The 20,664-nt window shown below is 72.2% G+C and carries 14 protein-coding genes; 5 read left to right on the plus strand and 9 right to left on the minus strand.

Translation table 11 applies throughout. From position 1 onward, the window contains the following. Positions 1-522: 522 nt before the first annotated feature. The 4 genes from BJ964_RS42665 to pgi all read right to left on the minus strand — a co-directional run bounded on the left by BJ964_RS42665 (position 523) and on the right by pgi (position 5,909). Entirely contained in the window at positions 523-1,683 is a 1,161-nt protein-coding gene (locus BJ964_RS42665; RefSeq protein ID WP_188125968.1) for a dienelactone hydrolase family protein, read from the minus strand. A 109-nt stretch (positions 1,684-1,792) separates the two neighbouring features. Further along, entirely contained in the window at positions 1,793-3,115 is a 1,323-nt protein-coding gene (locus tag BJ964_RS42670; protein ID WP_188125969.1) for a carbohydrate-binding protein, read from the minus strand. Between the two features lie 61 nt (positions 3,116-3,176). Further along, positions 3,177-4,244, minus strand: coding sequence for a winged helix DNA-binding domain-containing protein (locus BJ964_RS42675; protein ID WP_229806740.1), 1,068 nt, complete (start codon positions 4,242-4,244; stop codon positions 3,177-3,179). Between the two features lie 33 nt (positions 4,245-4,277). After that, complete coding sequence (gene pgi / locus BJ964_RS42680) at positions 4,278-5,909, minus strand: glucose-6-phosphate isomerase (protein WP_188125970.1); 1,632 nt, start codon at positions 5,907-5,909, stop codon at positions 4,278-4,280. 208 nt (positions 5,910-6,117) lie between these two features. Here pgi and BJ964_RS42685 point away from each other — a divergent pair, with 208 nt between their 5' ends. Together BJ964_RS42685 and BJ964_RS42690 are read left to right on the plus strand one after the other, a co-directional pair. Further along, positions 6,118-7,452 carry an SWIM zinc finger family protein gene (locus BJ964_RS42685; RefSeq protein WP_188125971.1) on the plus strand — a complete coding sequence of 445 codons (1,335 nt, stop codon included), beginning with the start codon at positions 6,118-6,120 and terminating at the stop codon, positions 7,450-7,452. Then, complete coding sequence (locus tag BJ964_RS42690; protein ID WP_188125972.1) at positions 7,449-10,178, plus strand: DUF6493 family protein; 2,730 nt, start codon at positions 7,449-7,451, stop codon at positions 10,176-10,178. Before BJ964_RS42685 ends, BJ964_RS42690 begins: the two co-directional genes overlap by 4 nt. An 89-nt stretch (positions 10,179-10,267) precedes the next feature. Here BJ964_RS42690 and BJ964_RS42695 read toward each other — a convergent pair whose 3' ends face one another. Next, positions 10,268-11,434 (minus strand): dipeptidase, encoded by a 1,167-nt coding sequence (locus tag BJ964_RS42695; protein ID WP_188125973.1) that lies wholly within the window; start codon positions 11,432-11,434, stop codon positions 10,268-10,270. A 285-nt stretch (positions 11,435-11,719) separates the two neighbouring features. On the opposite strand from BJ964_RS42695, the gene BJ964_RS42700 reads away from it, so the two are divergent. From BJ964_RS42700 to BJ964_RS42710, 3 genes are all read left to right on the plus strand, one after another. Next, a complete protein-coding gene (locus tag BJ964_RS42700) occupies positions 11,720-13,252 on the plus strand; it encodes a CBM96 family carbohydrate-binding protein (RefSeq protein WP_188125974.1) in 1,533 nt (510 codons plus the stop codon). Between the two features lie 89 nt (positions 13,253-13,341). Further along, positions 13,342-15,441: an acyltransferase family protein gene (locus BJ964_RS42705; RefSeq protein WP_229806741.1), complete on the plus strand. Its 2,100-nt coding sequence runs from the start codon at positions 13,342-13,344 to the stop codon at positions 15,439-15,441. Positions 15,442-15,551: 110 nt separating this feature from the next. After that, positions 15,552-16,073, plus strand: coding sequence for an NUDIX domain-containing protein (locus BJ964_RS42710; protein ID WP_188125975.1), 522 nt, complete (start codon positions 15,552-15,554; stop codon positions 16,071-16,073). Between the two features lie 50 nt (positions 16,074-16,123). Here BJ964_RS42710 and BJ964_RS42715 read toward each other — a convergent pair whose 3' ends face one another. The 4 genes from BJ964_RS42715 to BJ964_RS42730 all read right to left on the minus strand — a co-directional run bounded on the left by BJ964_RS42715 (position 16,124) and on the right by BJ964_RS42730 (position 20,657). Then, positions 16,124-16,594 (minus strand): helix-turn-helix domain-containing protein, encoded by a 471-nt coding sequence (locus BJ964_RS42715; RefSeq protein ID WP_188125976.1) that lies wholly within the window; start codon positions 16,592-16,594, stop codon positions 16,124-16,126. A gap of 319 nt (positions 16,595-16,913) precedes the next feature. Continuing rightward, the gene (locus BJ964_RS42720; protein ID WP_188125977.1) at positions 16,914-17,156 is read right to left on the minus strand and encodes a hypothetical protein; all 243 of its coding nucleotides are present in this window, start codon (positions 17,154-17,156) and stop codon (positions 16,914-16,916) included. A gap of 168 nt (positions 17,157-17,324) precedes the next feature. Next, entirely contained in the window at positions 17,325-20,060 is a 2,736-nt protein-coding gene (locus BJ964_RS42725; RefSeq protein WP_188125978.1) for a helix-turn-helix transcriptional regulator, read from the minus strand. 63 nt (positions 20,061-20,123) lie between these two features. Beyond that, complete coding sequence (locus tag BJ964_RS42730; protein ID WP_188127486.1) at positions 20,124-20,657, minus strand: hypothetical protein; 534 nt, start codon at positions 20,655-20,657, stop codon at positions 20,124-20,126. Positions 20,658-20,664 lie beyond the last annotated feature (7 nt).

Below are 20,664 nucleotides of genomic sequence, written 5' to 3' on the forward strand. Positions count from 1 at the left end.
AGCTCGGTGGCCCGGCAGGCCAGGCTCGGTGCATCATCAAGCCCGTCTCCGCCGGTGACTGCGGTCGCGGTCGCCAGGCTCCCGGCCTGCCACTCCGGACAGTAACGCCGCCCAAGATCCATCTCGACCACGACACCGCCACCGTGTGCAGCCACCTTCGCGGAACCGCGACCACCCACCCCGGGCGACCAACGTCACGGCCGGAATCGGGCAGCCCGGGCGCCTGGGCCGCCACGACCGACCGACCGCGACCACCCGCCCAGCCCGACCGAAAACAGGGGCGGCGAGTCGACCGCGACCACCCACCCAGCCAGACCGGAAGCAAGGCGGCGAGTCGGCCGCGACCGGCGGCAGGCGAGGAAGTGGCGGCCGGGCCCGGCCTGCCCGAGCACCGATCTGCGCCCGGCGGGCGCGGCACAGGCCGGAGTGGGCAGAGAGCTCGCGCCGGCCGGGCGGGACTGCCCTGAAAGGACGGGCGGGGTGGCACGTACCGGGAAAGGGGTGGAATTTGATCTTGGATTTCTAGAGGTTCTCGCCGAGCCAGGTGAAGGCGTCGTCCTGCATTTCGGCGGTGAAGATGTGGCCGAGGCCGGGCCACGTCAACGTGCGCAGGCGGGATCCGGCGCGCTGGGAGGACCAGACCTCGGCCATCCTGGTGTAGGCGACGGCGATGCCCTCGGGGGTGAAGAGGGGGTCGAGTTCGCCGTCGGTCAGGTACATCGGGCGCGGGGCGGCGAGGCTGGCCACGTCGGGGATGTCGAGGTGGCGGTAGAGGCCGGGATGCAGCATGTAGAACGCCGACTGGCCGCGCAGCGTGTTGTTGCCGGGCACCATCATCTCCTTGAGGCCGGTCATCCAGCAGGCGGAGACGGTCGCCGCGATGTGGTCGGAGAGGGCGGCCACCTGCCACGCGCGGTAACCGCCCATGGAGAAGCCGACCGCGGCGATCCGGCGCGGGTCGACCTCGGGCAGGGTGGCCAGCAGGGCGGCGGCGCGGGCGTCCTCGCGGGCCATCAGACCGGCCGGCGACGAGCCGAGGTTGTAGAGGTTGCTCGCCAGCGCCTGCTGGCCCTCGTAGGTGAGGCCGCCGCGGTCGCCCCAGCCGAGGGCGTCGACGGCGAGGACGGCGTAGCCGCGGGAGGCGAGGTGGTCGCCGACGAAGCGGCCGCTGAAGTAGCGGTCGGCCCAGGCCTGGGCGGAGGCCCGGCGGGTGTCGTCGTACCAGGGTTCGATCAGCTTCTCCTTGCCGATGTCGAACCTCGCGCCGTGGTCGTGCAGCAGCAGGGCGGCCGGGAACGGGCCGTCGCCGTCGGGGATCAGCATGGTGGCGCGGACGCGGCTGTTCCGGGTGACGTTGAAGATCAGCTGGCGGCGGCGGTATCCGGTCGCGGGCTGCTCGTCGATGATCTCGGGCCGGAACGGGGTGTGGTCGGCGGGTTCGCAGAGCAGCGTCTCGAACTGGGCGCGGGCGCGGCGCTTCCAGGACCGGAAGTCGTGGTGGCGGTGGCGGGACCAGGCCAGGGGGAAGGTGAGCCCGTCCTTGAGGCGCTCGTAGAAGACCGGAAGGTTGCCGGTGATCACGGACGGGCCCTCGAAACCGGCCGCCGCCCGCGCTTCGGCTTCGGCGACGTGCGGGGCGGCGAGCGCCACAGCGGGTAGGGAGATCACGGAACGCCGCTTCATCGGATTCCTCCTTGTCGATGGAATCCGAACGCTAGAAAGCCCTTTCCCGCATGTCAACAATATGGTGCCACCCTTCCCGGGGACGGTCCGGGAAGGGTGGCGGAGGGGGTCAGCGGCCCTGGAGGGCCTTGACGTTGTCGCCGAAGGTCCAGCCCTTCGACCCATCCCAGTTGATCGACCAGGTCATCAGGCCCTTGAGGCCCGGGACGCTGTTGTACGCCTGCGACACCAGGGCCGGGGTCATGTAGCCACCACCGGCGCCGGTCTGGGCAGGCAGCCCGGGAACCTGCTTGTCGACCGGGATCCGGATGGTCGTGCCCTGGATGGTGAGGCCGTTGGCGAGGCACTGGGTCTGGACGGTGAAGCCCTGCACGGTGCCGGCCGAGTAGGAGTCACCGGCGCAGCCGTACATGCTGCCGTTGTAGTACTGCATGTTGAGCCACCACAGCCGGCCGTTGTCCAGGTACCTCTTGATGATCGGCAGGTACGAGCCCCAGATCGAGCCGTAGGTGACGCTGCCGCCGGTGACGTACGCCGTCTCCGGCGCCATGGTGAGGCCGAAGTTCGACGGCATGGCCGCCAGCACCCCGTCGATGATGCGGATCAGGTTCGCCTGCGAGGCGGACAGCGTGGTGATGCTGCCGCTGCCGGTGAGCCCGGTCTCGATGTCGATGTCGATGCCGTCGAAGTTGTACTGCTTCAGGATCGGCACGATGGTCGCCACGAACCGGTCGGCGACGGCGCTGGAGCTCAGGTCGATGCCGGCGGTCGCACCGCCGATGGACATCAGGATGGTGGCGCCCTGGGCCTTGGCCGCGCAGATCTCGGCGACGGTCGGGACCTTGACCCCGGCGTCCATCCCGTTCTCCCAGAGGACGGTGCCGTCCGAGCGGATCACCGGGAAGGCGGCCATCAACACGTTGTAGCCGTGCTGGGTGATCCGGCTGTCGTTGACCGGGATCCAGCCGAGGCCGGGGTGCACGCCGTTGGAGGCGCCGTCCCAGTTCTCCCAGTAGCCCTGGAGGACCTTGCCGGCCGGGCGGCCGCGCAGCCCGCACCCGGTGGGGGTCGACGGGGAGGTGGACGGGGACGGGCTGGTGGAAGGGCTGGCCGAGGGGGAGGTGGACGGGCTCGACGCCGACGGGCTGGGCGAGGGCGTGCCGCCGCCCGTGCAGGCGCCCAGCGACTTCCACAGCGACGGGGTCGCGGCCGGGTTCCACCCCGCGCCGACGTGTGCCGTGTGGGTGACCAGCGCTTGGTACAGAGCCGACTGGTAGGTGACCTGGGTGCCCGCGGTGTAGGTGTTGCCCTCCGCCCACACGGTCGCGGAGCAGGTGACGGCCGCGTTGCCGGTGGCGGTGAAGGCCACTGCCGAGCCCAGCACCACCCCCGCTCCGACGACCACGGCCAGCAACTTCCGGCGCAGCCTCATATGAACTCCTCGACGACGTACGAGCGTGTGACCCACATCCTGGAGTTCACATACGTAAATATCAAGGGTTCTTAACAGTAATTCTGAGCGGGAGATCCACGAACGCGGCGAACCTCTCCAGAGCTGGGCGCGCCTCCTCGATGTCGAACTCGGTGAGCGGCTGGACCGCGACGGTCACCGCGCTCTTCCCCAGCGTCCGTTTCCAGGTGGCCATCACCCGCCCGTCCCGGACCAGGGTCGACTGGAAGACGCCGTTGGCGCCCGGCACCACCCGGGCCAACTGGTCAGCGGTGGCCATCATCGACCGGTCCTTGAACCCCAACAGATACTCGTCGAAGCCGGGCAGAGCCCACCACCCGGTCACCGGCCCGGCGTCGAGCACCGCCGGATCGGCCCACATCTCCACGCCCTCGACATCGACGGCGACCAGCTCGGCGGCCGCCACCCCGGCCCGCGCGTCGGTCACCGTCAGACCGGTCCACCCGGCGAAGTCCTTGACCGTGGTCGGGCCGTGGGACCGGAAATAGCGGTGGGCAAGGATCGCCAGCGCCTCCTCGCGAGACGGGCTGTTGCGTTTCGGCGCCCACTCGTCGAGCAGCACGAACGTCTGCTCGGAACCCTCGTTGGGCGCGATGGCCGTCACGCCGCGCTGGCTCGCGAACCACAACAGGTGGTAACCGCGCTGACCGGAGACCTCGATCCCGCCGTCGCGGAGGGCGGCCTGGCACGCCGATCGTGTCAGGCGACCACCCACGAGGGCCGTGCCGAGGATCTCCACGGCCCGCTCGGCGTCGGCGTCGCTGAGGCCGATCTGCTCGCGGCGCCGGGCCGCGCCGGTCAGCGCGCGCACCCCGGTCAGGTCGAGCATCCAGTGGGCGTCGGCCGAGGGGACGAGATGGACCGTGCCGCGCATCGGCCAGGTCCGCACGACGTCGCCCCGCTCGGTCGCCGCCACCACCTCGGGCAGGGTCACGCCTGGCAGGCGGGCGCCGAGCGACCAGAGGACGCTGTTGAGATCCTGCGCCTGCATGGCGCCGAACCACTCCGCGATGCCCAGCACGTCGGGCTGGGAGCGCGGGCCGAGAAGAAGGCTGGTCATCCGAAGGCTCAGGGCCGTGTTCACGTCCACGACCCTGAGCCTAGAAGCGGGGTACGACAGAAATCAGCGGCCGCGCTGCGCTCGGTACCGCTTGATCAGCACGTTCGTCGACGAGTCGGCGTCGTCGGCGGGCGCGGCGGAGGAGGTCAGCTTCGGCGCCAGCTGGTTGGCCATCACCTTGCCGAGCTCGACACCCCACTGGTCGAACGCGTTGATCTCCCAGATCACGGCCTGGGTGAAGGTGATGTGCTCGTAGAGCGCCACCAGCTGCCCGAACGTCGCCGGCGTCAGCTTCTCCGCCAGGATCGTCGTGGTCGGGTGGTTGCCCTGCATCACCCGGTGCGGCGCCACCTTCGGGTCGGTGCCCTCGGCCTGCACCTGCTCCAGGGTCCGCCCGAAGGCCAGCGCGCCGGTCTGGGCCAGGAAGTTCGACATGAACAGGTCGTGCATCTCGCCGATGTCGTGGTTCGGCACGCTGAAGCCGATGAAGTCCGCCGGGATCAGCTTGGTGCCCTGGTGGATCAGCTGGTAGAAGGCGTGCTGGCCGTTGGTGCCGGGCTCGCCCCAGAACACCTCGCCGGTCTGGAAGGTGACCGGCTCGCCGGACAGGCGCACCGACTTGCCGTTGCTCTCCATGGTGAGCTGCTGGAGGTAGGCGGCGAACCGGTGAAGGTACTGCGCGTAGGGCAGCACGGCGTGCGACTGGGCGCCGAGGAACGTGTCGTACCAGACGTTGAGCAGGCCGAGCAGGGCCGGAACGTTCTCCTCCAGCGGGGCGCTGCGGAAATGCTCGTCGACGGCGTGGTAGCCGGAGAGCATCTCGGCGAAGCGCTCCTTTCCGATCGCGATCATGACGGAGAGGCCGACCGCGGACGGCAGCGAGTAGCGGCCGCCGACCCAGTCCCAGAAGCCGAACATGTTCGCCGTGTCGATGCCGAAGTCGGCGACCTTCGCGGCGTTGGTGCTGACCGCCACGAAGTGCTTGGCGACCGCCTCATCTCCGGATGCGAGGCCCTTGAGCAGCCAGGACCGCGCCTCCTTGGCGTTGGTCAGCGTCTCCTGGGTGGTGAAGGTCTTGGACACCACGATGAACAGGGTGGTGGCCGGGTCCAGGTCGCGGGTCTTCTCGAACAGGTCGGTGGGGTCGATGTTGGAGACGAACCGGCACTCGATGTCGCGCTGCGCGTAGTCCTTCAGCGCCTCGTACGCCATCACGGGGCCCAGGTCGGAGCCGCCGATGCCGATGTTCACCACGGTCCTGATGCGCTGGCCGGTGGAGCCCTTCCACTCCCCGGAGCGGACCTTCTCCGCGAAGGCGCCCATCCGGTCCAGCACCTCGTGCACGTCGGCCACCACGTTCTGGCCGTCGACCACGAGCGAGGCGTCACGCGGCAGCCGCAGCGCGGTGTGCAGGACGGCGCGGTCCTCGGTGATGTTGATGTGCTCGCCGGAGAACATCGCGGTGACCCGCTCACCCAGCCTCGCCCGCCGGGCCAGCGCGAACAGGGCGCTCAGCACCTCGTCGGTGACCAGGTTCTTGCTGTAGTCGACATACAGCCCGGCGACCTCGGCGGCGTAGCGCTCACCACGCTGCGGGTCGCTGCCGAACAGGTCACGCAGATGCACCGCCGAGAACTTCTCGGCGAGCCCCTGGAGGCTCTGCCACTCGGCGCTGTCGGAAACGCGTTCGCTCATCTCTCCCACTCCGAACCTGGACGACGCAGAAATCGTGGCACGATCCGGTGCCCGGCACCCGCGAACCGGCCGGGTCGTTACCCTGCCCGCGAGGTTAGTCCCCGTCCAGGGCCGGTGTACCCGGGTGTCCCCCTTCTCACTCCGATGAACCGGCCGCGCCGTTTCGGCCCCTTCGAAAATGTCGTACCCGGCATCTAGGTTCTGCGGCATGGTTTCCGCGGCGTACTCGTACCTCGGCTCGTCGGCCCTCGACGACGGCCTCACCCTGCAGACTTCCGGTGGCCCGGCGGCTCACCCCCGCTTCTTCACCGGCTTCCTCACCGATCCCGGCGCCGCGGCCACCGGCCTGCTGGCGGTCGCCGAGGTCGCCCGCACCCGATACTTCCGGCCCCTGCCACCGGCCAGCCTCGACCCGGTCGTCACGGCCGGCTCCGACCGGCTGCGGTTCGAGTCGTTCTCCGGCTGCTGCGGCGTCTACGCACGGATGGACGTGCTGCCCGCCGGCCTCGACGGCGACATCGTCGCGCACGGCACCACCAATGTGGACGTCAACCTGCCGTTGCAGCGGGCTCTCACCCGGGTCGGCCGGGCCGACCCGATGCACGTGGCGGTCGGCCCCGACGACCTCACCGTCACCACCTTCGACGGCGAGCTGGTGGAGCGGAAGGTGCCGCTGCCGTCGCGCTGGCTGCGCGGTTTCGCCGAGGCGCAGGTGCTGACCGCCCGCTTCGACCCGCGGGCCGAGATCGGCGTCGCCGAGGCGCGGATCCTGCTCAACCGGCTCCCGGCCACCGACAAGTCGGTGCTCTGGGCGGTTCCGGCCGGGCGTTCGCTGCGCTTCACGTCCCGGCCCACGCCGGGCGCGGTCTGCCTGCCGGGCGCCGGGCGCCTCGCCGCCCTCAAACCCTTCCTCCGGTACGCGACTCGCCTCGCCGTCTACGGTCCGGCCGTCGCGGCGGGCAGCGGTCCGGTCGCCAGCACCTGGGAGCTGAGCATGCCGTCGCTGCGGCTGTCGCTGACCCTGTCGCCGGAGCCGTACCGGGGGTTCTCCGGCGAGGGCGCCGTCCTCGACTCGCTGGCCAGTGACGAGGCGGCCGACGACGCCGACCTGATCAGCGCCCTGCTCTCCTGGGACCCGACGATCGACGTGGACGCGCTGGCGACCGCCTCCGGGCTGGACGCCCGCCGGGTCCGTGACGCGCTCACCCAGCTCGGCACCTCCGGGCGGGTCGGCTACGACGTGGCCGAGGCGGGCTATTTCCACCGCACGCTGCCCTACTCGGCCGATGTGGTGGAGCGGATGAACCCTCGTCTGGCCGGCGCCCGCGCCCTGGTCGCCGCCGGGGCGGTCACCCCGGGCCCGGAGGTGTCGGTGGTGCTCAGCGGCACCGAGACCTACCACGTCCGGGACGCCACCTCCTGCACCTGCCCGTGGTGGGCCAAGCACCGCGGCGACCGCGGCCCGTGCAAGCACGCCCTCGCCGTCCGGATGGTCCTCGCCGGCGAGACCGCCGACCAGGACGCCGTCGAGGCCACCGCATGAGGCTCGCCTGGGAGTGGCTGGACCGGCAGGCCCGCTCCGGCAACCACGCCGTGATGGCGCGGCTGCTGCTGCAGGCGAGCGAGGAGGAGCGGCTCGCCCTCGCCCGGGCGGTCGAGGCCGGCATCAAGGGCGCCGACCCGGATTTGTGGTGGCGTTCGGGCACCAACCCCGCTCCGGGGTACGCGCTGGCCGTCATCGGCACAGCGCCCAGCGCCGCCAAGGCCGCGACCCTGCTGATGCGCCGCGAGCTGCGGGCCAGGTGGCGGATGATCCCGGTCGACCGGTTCCTGGCGATCGCGCTGGCCCGGGAGCTGGACTGGCTCGGCGACCTGGGCACCCGGCTGTCCCGGCGGCTGCCGACCCGCAACAACTGGAACAGCGGGGAGTGGGTGTTCACCACATCGGTCATGCGGGCCGGCGGGGTCGAGCCGCCGGTCACCGAGGGCATCGTGCACGGCTGGCTGCTCAGCCTCCTGCGTTCCTACGGCGACCGGGGCCAGAAGCGCCCCCCGCTCAACGAGCGGATGCGCGACGACCCGTACCTCGATCTGCTCCTGCCCGCCGTCTTCGAGTTCGACGGCTTCGGCGCCGACATCGCCCACTCCTCCTGGGGTGAGCCGGACGGCCCGGATGCCGCCCACCACTTCCACAGTGCTGTCGTGTCGCTGGTCGCCGAGGGCCGTCTGGAGCGCAAGGAGATCCTGGCCGCCGTCGTCGACCGGCTGGTCCGGGGCGACAAACCCAACGCGCTGCGCCCGTTCGTGCTGCTGCACGACGAGCTGGCGCCGACGGTCGACGAGATCGCCGGGCACGCCCTCGACTACGCGCGCATGCTCGCCGAGGGTGCCGGCCCGGTGGCGACGCTGTCCCAGCGGGCGCTGCGCACTCTGGACGACGCCGGCCGCCTCGATCTGGAGACGCTGCTCGACGCCGGCGCCACGGCTCTCCTGCGTCGGGAGAAGACGCTGGTCAAGGCGCAGATCTCCTGGCTGGAGAAGGTGGCTCGGCGGGAGCCGGGCCGGGCCGGTGAGGTGTTCGAGACGATCGCCGTCGCGTTCGGCCACCCGGCTCTCGACATTCAGGAGCGGGCGCTGACCCTGATCGGCAGGCAGGTGCCGCGCCTCGGCCCGGAGCTGCTCGCCCGGCTCGCCGACGCCGCCCAGGTCCTCGCCGGTGACCTTCCGGCCCGTGCCGCGGAGCTGTTCGGCGGCGCCGCCCCGGTGGCCGGGTCCACCGGTGTGCCGTCGCTGCCGCCGCCGGCCGAACCCGCGCCGATGCCGCCGCCCATCGCGACCGCCGCCGAGCTGGCCGAGGAGGTCGTGGCGCTGCTGCACGAGCAGTCCGGCGTCCGCTGGGAGCGGGTCCTCGCCGCGCTGGTCACGCTGCACGCCGCCGACGGGCGGGGCGCGCTGGCGACCGCCCTCCGCCCGGTGATGGAACGGTACCCGGGCTGGTTCTCCGAGAGCCGGTGGAACTCCGGCTCACCGTTCGTCTGCCTGGCCACCGCCATCCGGATGGTGATCGATGCTCCCCGCCACGACAGCACCCACCAGCGGCTGCACAGCGCCGTGCGGGTCGCCTGGCAGGAGGGCCGCCGCGGGGGCGTCAACTCGAAGCTGTCCGACCGGCCCGACGGCGTGCTGGCCCTTCGTGCCGCCGAGGTCGCCGTGCACCTCAACGGGTCGATGATGCCGATGCTGATCGCCACCCCGACCCGGGTGAACGGCAGCCTCGACCCGGCGGTCCTGCTGGAACGGCTGTCCCGGGCCGAGGCGGAGGGCTGGCAGCCGTGGCCCTTCGACCTGGAGCAGGCGCTGCTGCGGCTGCCCCGCACGCCCGTCCCGGCCGAGGTGACCGCCGGCGCCGCGGCGCTGACCTCCGCCGCCGGGCGGCAGTTCGCCCAGTGGCTGGCCTCCGGCGGCCTGCCCGATCCGGTCAGCGAGCCCTTCACCCAGTTCGGCGACCGGAAGGCCAACGGCAGCTACACCTGGGACGCCCCGGTGCCCCGCCGGCTGGCGGCCCGGCTGCGCCCGTCCCGCGACGGCGGCCTGCGCCTGGAGCGGCAGCTGCTGACGCTCGACCCGTTCAAGTACCCGGTCTACATGCCGGACGACTTCAAGGGCGCCGAGGAGGTGCTGGCGATGGTCCTGCCGCACCACCGGGAGGTGGCCGCGGCCTGGGCGCTGGGCGAGGTGGCGTCGATGGCCGACCAGGACCAGAAGGGCACCGGCCGGCTGCTGCCCCTGCTGGCCGACGGCACCGGCCCGATCGGCCCGGCCATGGTCACAACGCTGGCCTACACGTTCGGCGCCAAGCAGGAGCCCGACCGCGCCGCCGCCGTCGACGCCTTCCTGACCCTCGCGGCCGCGGTAGGGGCCCCGGGAGCGGCCGGGAGCGGCGCGACCTTCGCCGGCTCGGTCGGGGCGGTGCTGGGCGATCTCTGTTCGGACGGCACGGTCAAGCTGAGCCGGGTCATCCCCGGACTGGCCGACGCCCACCGGGCGGGCGCCTCGGTGGCCGTCTGGGAGTTGCTCACCGCGGCGCTGCCCGAGCTGTTGGCGGCCAAGCCGCGGTCCCTGCCCGACCTGCTGGAGCTGGCGACCCAGGTGGCCGTCGCGATCGGCGCCCGCGGCGAGATCCCCGGCCTCGCCGCGGAGGCGGCCCGACCAGGCTCCTCCCGCCTGGCCCAGGAGACGAAGCGCCTGCGTTCCCTACTGACGCCGTAACCGGGCCGCCGGACGGGCCCCGCCCCGGCGGGGCTGGGAACGCCGTACCGGAAAGGGTTGGGAAGGGAGACGGCCCGGCGGCGCGCGTGTCAGCAGGGCCAGAGTGGGTCGGTGGCGTGCTCTTCGGCGTCGCGCAGCGCGCGGAGGATGTTGCGGTTGGCGAGTTTCTGCAGGTCGAGGTCGGACCAGCCACGGTCGCGCAGTTCGGCGAGCAGGCGAGGGTAGGCGGAGACGTCGGACAGTCCGGTGGGGACCTCCAGGGTTCCGTCGAAGTCGCCGCCGATGCCGATGTGGTCGACGCCGGCCACCTCGCGGGCGTGTTCGACGTGGTCGGCGACCTGGGCGACGGTGGCGGCGGGCTTCGGGTTGGCCGCCAGCCACGCGTGGAAGGCCGGTTCGTCGGCGTAGTCGGTGATCGGTGACGTGGGTACCCGGGCCGGATCCTCGTCCGGGTGCGGGCCGCGCGGCCAGTCCTCGGTCAACGGCGGCAGGCCGAGGCGCTCCCATTCGGCGTCGGCGGCCCGCATCCAGTCGCGGGCGGCCGCGGAGACGAAGAACGTGACGAAGGTGAGCTGGATGACGCCGCCGTTGGCGGGCAGGCGGGACAGTACGTCGTCGGGCACGTTGCGGGGGTGGTCGGTGACGGCCCGGGCACCGGAGTGACTGAAGATCACCGGTGCGACCGCCTCGTCGAGGGCGTCGCGCATGGTGTCCGCGGAGACGTGCGACAGGTCGACCAGCACGCCCAGGCGCTGCATCTCCCGTACGATCGCCCGCCCTTCGGCCGTGAGGCCGCCGTGCACCGGGTCCTGGGTGGCCGAGTCCGCCCACGACGTGTGGTGATTGTGGGTGAGGGTCACGTAGCGGATGCCGAGGCGGGCCAGTGAGCGCAGCACGCCGAGCGAGCCGCCCAGGCAGTGCCCGCCCTCGACGCCGATCAGCGAGGCGATCCGCCCGCCGGCCATGGCCCGTTCCACGTCCGCTGACGTGTAGGCGATCGCGAGGTCGTCCGGGTAGGCGGCGACCATCCGGTGTACCAGGTCGATCTGTTCGAGGGTGCTGGTGACCGCCTCGGGTTCGGACAGGTCGGACGGCACGTAGACGGACCAGAACTGGCCGCCCACCCCGCCGGCCCGCAGCCGTGGCAGGTCGGTGTGCAGCGGTGGTCGTTCCTTCTCCAGCCCGGCCACGGCCGATCCGTGCCACTCGCGCAGGCGCATCGGCAGGTCGTTGTGGCCGTCGATGATCAAGTTCATTCCCTCTGGCTACCGGCCCGGGCCGTCCGGTGCAAGCGGTTCGCCCGATCGGGGCCGGCGAGCCCGCAACCGGCCGGCACCGGCACGGCCACCGGCCGCACAACCCCCGGCCCGGAATATGTCTCACATATCCGGCCCACCAGGCGCCGGAAGCCATGCCCGGCCCACGACGTGCCCGGGCGCCATGCCCGGCCGCCAACCCGCCGGGCGCCATGCCCGGCCGCCGACCGCGCCGGGTGCCATGCCCCGGCCCACGACGTGCCGGGACGACCAGGGGAGGCAATTTTGCGACGCGCCAAGCTGCCGACGTCTCTGACAGCTCTGACCGCCGTATTCGCGGGAACCGCCGCCGTAGTCGTGGCGCCGAACGCCGCGTCCGCGGCGGGCTCCGAGCTCACGATCCAGGCCGCCGACGACACCTACGTCTCGAGCACCCGTACGTCCACGGCGTTCGGGTCGGACGAGAAGCTCGCCGTCGGCAAGATCGGCAACGAGACGAAGACCGCCTTCCTGAAGTTCACCGTCCCGGCCGGCACCAAGATCAAGAGTGCGACGCTGTTCCTGACCCCGGAGAGCAAGCCGTCCGGCAAGCTCACCGTGTCCCGTGTGGTCAGCGACTCGTGGACCGAGGCCAAGACGACCGGCGCCAACGCGCCGAAGCTGGGCCCGGCCATCGCGTCGGTCACCCCGAACCCGGCGGACACCCGGGTCGGCTTCAACCTGAACGCCGAGATCACCGGCTCGGGCACCTACTCGCTCGCGCTGTCCTCGTCGCTGACCGACGGCGCCCTGCGTTTCCAGTCGGCCGAGAACAAGGCCGGCGGCGGCCCGAAGCTGATCATCACCACCACCACCGGCACCTCGGTCGCGCCCACGGTCAAGGACTGTGTCACCGGCGTCAAGCTGGTGCCGTCCTGTGGCGTGCTGTGGGGTGGCGCGGCCGGCGGGTTCACCAGCAACCCGCGCGATGTGGAGCACAAGAGCTGGGAGAAGCTGTCCGGGCGGACCGCGACGATCTTCCACACCTACCACAAGGGTGACGAAGCGTTCCCGACCAAGGCCGAGATCGCGATGACCGAGGACCCGGCCAACCCGCGGGTGCTGCTGCTGAACTGGAAGATCGCCTACGGCTCGAACTGGGCGAAGGTGGCCAAGGGTGAGCAGGACGCCCGGATCGACGCGTTCGCCAAGCGGATCAAGGCGTACGACAAGCCGGTCTTCCTCGCCCTGCACCACGAGCCGGAGAACGACGTGAAGGCCACCGCCGGCTCCGGCTGGGAGGCCAAGGACTACGCCGCCATGTACCGGCACACCATCGAGCGCCTCCGCGCGCAGGGCGCCGGCAATGTGGTGAACGTGATGGCCTACATGGGCAACGAGAAGTGGATGGCCCAGTCCTGGTGGAAGGACCTCTACCCGGGCGACGACGTCGTCGACTGGATCGGCCTCGACTCGTACGTGAGCGTGGAGAAGGGCTACTACCACTACGGCACGTTCGGTGACCTGCTCGACCGTGCCCCCAAGGGTGGCGGCGCCGGCTTCTACGAGTGGGCCACCACCAAGCACAAGAACAAGCCGATCATGATCGCCGAGTGGGGCGGCTACCACCGGATCGGTAAGACCACCGACAAGTCCGCGGTCTACAACAGCGTGCTGCCGGAGCTGGCCAAGCGTCCCGCGATCAAGGCGATCGTCCACTTCGACACGAAGGCCGACGACGAGGGCGACCGCGACATCAGCATCGACAGCACCCCGGCGAGCCTGGCCGCGTTCAAGAAGCTGGCCGCCGACCCGATCTTCAACGTCAAGCTGAAGTGACGAGGTGAGAGAGCGCCGCCCGGTTCCCGCCGGGCGGCGCTTTTCGTTGTGAGTTGGCTGTGTGGTCACTTGGTGTTCTCTGTGGCCTGGTGCAATCCGCCGTGTCGTCGATCCTGATCACTCCGCCGCGGCCCGTCCCTGCCGCGGCCGCCCCGGTTTCCGGGCACTCCCGGTTCCGCCCCGACATCGAGGGGTTACGCGCGGTAGCCGTCACCCTGGTCGTCCTCTCGCACGCCGGCGCCGGCCGGTTCGCGGGCGGCTACGTCGGCGTGGACGTCTTCTTCGTCATCTCCGGCTTCCTGATCACCACGCTGTTGCTGGCCGAGCAGACCCGCGCCGGCCGGATCTCGCTGCGCCGCTTCTACGCCCGCCGGGCCCTGCGGCTGCTGCCGGTCGCCACCGTGGTGGTGCTGTCCACCGTGGCCGGCGCCTGGTTCCTGCTGCCGGCCACCCGGTTCCACGAGATCACCGTGGACGCGCTGTACAGCACCTTCTACGGGATCAACTGGCGGCTCGCCGGCCAGGGCGTCGACTACATGGCCGCCGCCGCGGAGCCGTCGCCGTTGCAGCATCTGTGGTCGCTCGCCGTCGAGGAGCAGTTCTATCTCGTCTGGCCGCTGCTGATTCTGATCACCGCGCGCAGCCGCCGGCTCCTGGTGGCCGCCCTGTCCGTCCTGGTCGCCGGTTCGCTGACGCTGAGCGTGTGGCAGACCGGCGAGTCCGCGCCGTGGGCCTATTTCGGTTCGCACACCCGGGCCTGGGAACTCGGGGCCGGCGCGCTGGTCGCGGTCGGCTCGGCCCGGCTCGCCACGCTGCCGCGCGGCCTCGCCGCGGCGCTGTCCTGGGTGGGCCTGGCCGCGGTGGGTGCGGCGGCGCTGACCTTCACCGAGGAGACCTCCTTCCCGGGGTACGCCGCGCTGCTCCCGGTGCTGGGCACGGCGGTCGTGATCGCGGCCGGGCTGCGGGGGACGCGCTGGGGCGCCGGGTCGCTGCTCGGGCTGCGGCCGTTGCGGGAGATCGGCAAGCTCTCGTACGGCTGGTACCTGTGGCACTGGCCGATCCTGATCATCGGTGCGGTGGCGTGGCCGGAGCACCCGTACCCGCTGGCCGCCGGTTCCCTGCTGCTCGCCCTGGTCACCTACCACCTGGTGGAGAACCCGCTGCGGTCGCATCCGCGGCTGCGGGCCCGGGCCCGTACCGGTCTGCTCGCCGGCCTGGTGTTCTCCCTGCTCACCGTCACGGTCGCGGCGGTCGGTGGACGGTTCACGCCGGCCATCCCGTACGGGCCGCCCGCGGTCGGCCTGGCCGCCGAACTGTCCGCCGCCACCGATCCGCAGGCACGCCTGTCCGAGCTGATCGACGCCTCGGCGCACGAGACCCGGATGCCGTCCAACCTCACCCCGCCGGTCACCAGCCCACGCCAGGAGCCGGCCCACGACGCCGACGGCTGCCACGTGGACTTCCTCGACACCGAGGTCCGGCCATGCGTCTACGGTGACCAGGCCGCGAAACGGACCGTGTTCCTGATCGGCGACTCCCGGGCCGGGCACTGGTTCGCGGCGGTCGACAACGCGGCCCGCAACCAGCACTGGCGGCTGGTGGCGCTGACCAAGTCGGCCTGCCAGATCCCGCAGGTACTGGTCTACAACGTGGTGCTGAAGCGCCCGTACACCGAATGCGTCCAGTGGCGGGACGCGGTCTTCGCCCGGATCGCCCGGGAGCGGCCGCAGATGGTGGTGGTCGCCTCCAACGACCTGGACAACGGCAGCTTCTACGACGAGTCCGGCACGTTGATCCCGACCGGGGGCCGCGCCGACGACGTACGGTGGGCGCAGCGCTGGGAGCAGTCGTTCCGGAGGCTGGCCGGCATCCCGGCGGTGCTGCTCCAGGACACCCCGTGGCCGGCCGGGATCGCCCCCGCCTGCCTGGCCGCGCACGCCCGGAAGACCCGTGCCTGCGTACGGCCGGTGGCGAAGGCGATCTACGAACCGAACCGCCGCGCCCTGATCGCCGAGAAGGCCCGGGCCGCCGGCATCCGGGTGGTCGACCCGACACCGTGGCTGTGCACCACGGTCTGCCCACCGATCATCGGCGACACCCTGGTCTACCGCGACAAGAGCCACCTGACCCAGACGTACGCCGCCGCGGTGACCCCTCTGCTGGAGAAGGCCCTGTTCCCGGCGGGATGACCGGCCCCGGGGCGGCGTCTCACGACGTCGCCCCCAGCCGGTCCATCACCGCCGCCCGACCGAAGGACCGATGCGCGACGGCATACCGGTAGCGGCAATACTCGGCAGTCGTGGAATCGGAGAGCCCGCTGTACGAGCGTGACCCGGAGGCGTGGCAGGAGTACCTGGCCGAGGGCAACCGGACGCAGCCACGCAAGCGGGTCAGCGCCGACGTGCTGTTCCGGGATGAGGCCGGACGGATCCTGCTCGTCGATCCGGTCTACAAACCCGACTGGGATCTGCCGGGTGGGATGGCCGAGGCGAACGAGGCACCCGCCGACACCGCTCGCCGTGAGGTGGCCGAAGAACTGGGCATCGAGTTCGTCGGCGGACGGCTGCTCGTCGTGGACTGGGTATCGCCCCACGGCCCCTGGGACGACCTCGTCGCGTTCGTCTTCGACGGTGGTGTGCTTCCCGAGGAGGCGCGGGCGCGCATCCGGTTGGGTGACGGCGAGTTGCGCGGATACGCCTTCGCGGCTCCGCGAGAAGCAGCCGGCATGCTGCGGAACTACGTCTGGCGGCGGTTGAGCGCCGCCCTGGAATGCGCCGAGCTTGGCACCACCGGCTATCTGCACAACGGCCGGGCGGGGTGATCCGTACAGCACGCCGGCACAGAGGAAAGCGGGGAAGGCTGCCCGGAGCCCTACCTGGTCGGGTGGGAATCGATGGTGGTGTCGTACAGACCGTCGTCCTCGGCGTCGGAGGCCATCTGGTCGAGGGTGGTACGGCGTTCCGCCCGGGTGCGCTCCGAGTAGTCGAGGATGTCGCGCAGGAGGACCCGACGATGCCGGCCGCGCATGGTGTGCGGGATCTCCCCGTCGGTGAGGAGCCGAACCAGCGTGGGCCGGGAGACGTTGAGCAGATCCGCGGCTTCCTGGGTGGTCAGCATCGTGTTGTGCGGGGCGATCGAGATGGCCATGCCATGGGAGAGTGCGCTGACCACGTCGCACAGCACGCCGTACAGCTCGTCCGGGATCTCGATCTGTGATCCGTCCGGGCCGACCAGTTTGGCCCGGCCGGGCGCCTTGGCGTCGTTCAGACCGCGCGCGAAGCGGACGAGGTCCGCGGGATCTTCCGGCGGCAGGACGGTGCGTTCACGCAACGTGCTCGACATGAACCCACCCTACCCGCATTCGAAAAATTCGAAAGGACAGGCGGGTGATGCGCGGATCCGCCGGCGTCCGGATCGTGGGGTGGGGTATCAGGGCGTCCGGCGGATCTGCCGGCCGGGTCGCGCCGCTTTCTGGGCGGTGCGGGGGTGCGGCCGGTCGTTGGGCGGGGATGGCCGCCACAACGCGAGGATCCTACGCATTAGCCGGTTCTGCGGACCCGCAGGGATCCTCAGAGAAGCGAGAACCCCGGGCGCGACCAGCGCGCCCGGGGTTTCACGTGGGCGGTCCCGGGACGGTCGGGACCTGCCCTTCGGGCCGGCCCTAGCGGCCCGTGACTCCGGCGGCGTGCACCGCGGAGGTATAGCGGCGCCCGGCGTCCTGCCGGCTGAGGATCGCGTGGATCTCGGCGGTCTCCTCGGCGCTGTGCCGGCCCAGCATCAGGTCCAGTTCGGTGCGCTCGGCGGCGGTGCGGAAGGCCGCGAGCTCGTCGGCGAGCCGGCGGTGGGCGCGGCGCTCGGCCACACGGTTGAGGATGGCGGTACGGGCGTCACGAATGAACTGCATGGCAACTCCTCGACGGATAGTGACGGAGAAAGCCTCGTCGCTTCCGGGTACAACAATCCTCCGCTAATCCGTCATCCCCAAATCCACCAGGTAAAACCCGGAAGACGAAAGTGACGGCCGCCACCGGAATCCGGTAACCCGCGTCACTCTCCGCTACCGATACGCAGGTCAGGAGGGGGTGGTGATCTCCCCCACCGCGAGAACCGTCAAGAGCTGGGTCCGGGACCGTACGCCGAGCTTGCGGTAGACCCGGGTGAGCGTCGCCTCCACGGTCTTGACGCTCAGGTACAGCCGGGTGGCGATCTCCCGGTTGCTGGCCCCGTCCCGCACCATCCCGGCGATCCGCAGCTCGGTCGAGGTGAGTCCCTGGTCCGGTGTCCCCTCGGTCCGGGCCAGCGCCAGTTCCGCCTCGCGCGCCCACGGCCGGGCCCCGGTGGTGCGGAACAGCCGGTGCGCCGCCCCGATCGCCTGCCGGGCGGCCGCGTACCGGCGCCGCCGCCGTTCCGCCCCACCGGCCACCAGCAGGGCGTGCGCCTGTTCGACCGGCTGCCGCAGCCGCTCGAAGTGCCGGGCCGCGGCGGTCGCCAGGTCGGCGGCCAGGTCGGCCTGCCCGGACTCGGAGCTGACGATGGCGGCCGCCCGGTCCAGGTAGCCGGCCAGCGCCGGACTGCTGCCCAGCCCCTCGGCCGCCTGCCGGGCCAGCGCCAGCGTGGTCGCGGCCTCGGCGTGCTCACCGACCGACGCCAGCGCGGCGGCCAGGTCGGCCCGCCAGCGCACGATCATCGGGTCGGCGCTGCCCGCCTCGGCCTCGGAGTCGCGCAGCCGGCGCAGGGTGGCCACCCCGGCCCGGGTGTCGCCGGAGCGGACCTCGGCCTGGCCCAGGGCGTGCAGGTTGCGCCGCAGGTAGAGGCCGTCGCCCTCCTGGCGGGAGGCGCGGATGCCCCGGCGGGCGAATCCGGCGGCCGCTTCCAGGCTGCCGCCGGCCAGTTCGGCCACCGCGGCGGTGTACCACGTCGGGCCGGGACTCAGGCCCGCATCCTGGGCCGCCCGGACCGCGCGATGGGCGTACCGTAATGCCTCCTGGCACCGGCCCGCCCGGGTGGCCACCTCGGAGAGGCTGCGCAGCACCTCGACCCGGGCCTCGCCGATCCGGTCGTGCTCGGCCACCGCGAGCAGGTTGAGCAGGTCGGCGCGGGCCTCGTCGAGCCGGTCGTCGAAGAGCGCGAAGCGCGCGGCGAAGTAGTGCGGCCCGTAGTGCAGCCAGTCCGGGGCCGGGGTGGCGGGCAGCCGCAGCGCCCGTTCCAGGGTGTCGCGCCAGCCGGGCTCGCCCTGGACCCGCTGGATCTGGGCGAGCGCGGTGAGCGCCATCGACTCGGTGGTCGGGTCGCCGGCGAGGCGGGCCGCGCGTTCCGCCTCGCGGGCCTCGGCGACCCCGCCCTCCAGGTCGCCGGTGAGCAGCGCGGTCCAGGTGAGCCGCAGCCGGACCGGGGCGGCCAGCGCCGGGTCGTCGCCGGCCTCGGCGAGCGCCGCGGCGAAGGTCTCGCCCATGTCGGCCAGCGCCTGCCCGGCCAGGTCGAGCAGCACGAGACGGGCCCGCACCCGGTGGGCGGGCGGCGCGTCGGCGGCCAGGACCGCCTCGGCGGCCCGCCCGGCGACCACCGGCACGCCCCCGGTGATGGCGGTGCGGGCGGCGGTGACCAGCCAGTCGAGGCGGTCGGCGGAGCGGTCCGGCGGGCAGCGGTCGGCGGCGAGCAGGTACAGCTCGGCGGCGGTGCGCTCGGCGCCGCGCTCCGCGCAGCGGCGGGCCGCGGCGGCCAGATCGGCTGCCACGTCGGGGTCCGGCCGGGCGGTCCGCAGGGCCTGCTGCCGCAGGGCCTCCACCGGGTCGTACGCCGCCGCGGCGAGATCCGCGTGCACCCGCCCGCGGTCGGCGGCCGGGGTCTCGTCGGCGAGCACCCGCGCGAGCAGCGGCGGGGTGAACCGGATCCGCTCGCCGGTGAGTTCGACGATTCCGGCGCCGGTGGCCGACCGCAGTTCCCGGACGGCGTCGTCGCGCCCGGCGCGCAGCAGCAGGGTGACCGTCGGCTCGGTGGCCAGCGCCGCCACCAGCAGGGTGTCCCGGGTCTCGGTGGACAGTTCGGCGAGCCGTTCGCGGGCCAGCTCCCGGACCGGCTCGGGCAGCGACGCCGGGCGCCAGTTGGGCCCGGCCGCGACCGCACCGCCGAGGGCGAGGGCCAGGAACGGATTGCCGGCGCTCGCCTGGTACAGCTGGCTGGCGGCACGGCAGGGCAGCCCGTGGGCTTCGAGCAGCGCCGCGAGGTCGTCCGGGGAGAGTGGCGGCACCTCCAGCTCGGCGACCGGGGCGGGGCAGAGCCGGGCGGCGCGGGTCCGGCCGGGCCGGCGTTCGGCGGCGAGCATCCGCACCCGGGGCCCGGGGCGGCGGCGCATGGCGTAGCCGATCAGCTCGGCGGACTCCGGGTCGAGCCACTGGGCGTCGTCGAGGACCAGCAGCAGCGGGGAGGTACGGGCGCAGTGGGCCAGCAGCTCGGGCATGACCAGGCGCCGGGCCAGGGCGGGCACGCCGGTACGGGACGGCCGGCCCTGGCGGAGCGCGATGAGGGCGTGCCGTGGCGCGGGCGCCAGGGCGGCGACCGCCTCCGCCGGGACCTGGCGGACGAGGTCGGCCACCCCGGCGTAGGCGAGCGCCCGCTCGCCGCGGGCCGGGCGCAGGCGGAGCACGAGTTCCCCGCGCGCGGCGGCCTGATCGGCGACGGTGTCGAGCAGCGCGGTCCGGCCGATGCCGGGCGGCCCGTGCAGGACCACCCCGCCACCGGCCGCGAGCCGGGCGTCGATGGCCGCGAGAAGTTCCTCCCGGCCGTGCAGAGCGGGAACCACCTCCGGCATCACCCCCAGCTTCGAAGGGATCAGCCTAGGGATTTGTTCACACCATCATCAATATGTTCAAGTTCACTTGGTCGCGGTGACCGATTTCGCGGTCACCGTACCGTCGTCGGCCGCCTCGCCCTGTACGGTCACCGACTGCCCGGCCTTGACATCGCTCAGCTTGCCCTTGCTGGCCGTGCTGATCGTCGTCGAGCCGTCGGTCTTGACCGTGACCACCGTGCCATCCTCGGTCTCCACGTAGATCGTCTTGCCGTTGACCAGCTTGACCTTGCCGGTGGTGCCGCTGCTCGCCGTCTCGGTGGTGGTCGTTCGCTGACCGCTGGACCCACCGCCGGGCGCCCCGCTCGCGCTCAGCCCTCCGGGGAAGCCCCCACTACCACGGCCGCCTGTGGGGAAGCCGCTCATGGCGCTCGTCTGCGTGGCGCCCCACTGCTTCTGGGCCTGCACCCCGCCGAGGAAGCCACCCATCAGCAGCGCCGCAACCCCGAGCCCGACGGTGCCCTTGTTCCACCACTTCCTGGGCGCCGCGGCGGCCAGCTCCGCGGAGAGGCCCTCGTTGTCGGGGATCTTCGGAATGACCGCGGTCTCGTCGTTCATCGTTGTC

This window comes from Actinoplanes lobatus (assembly GCF_014205215.1).
In the GTDB taxonomy this organism is placed as follows: Bacteria; Actinomycetota; Actinomycetes; order Mycobacteriales; family Micromonosporaceae; genus Actinoplanes; species Actinoplanes lobatus.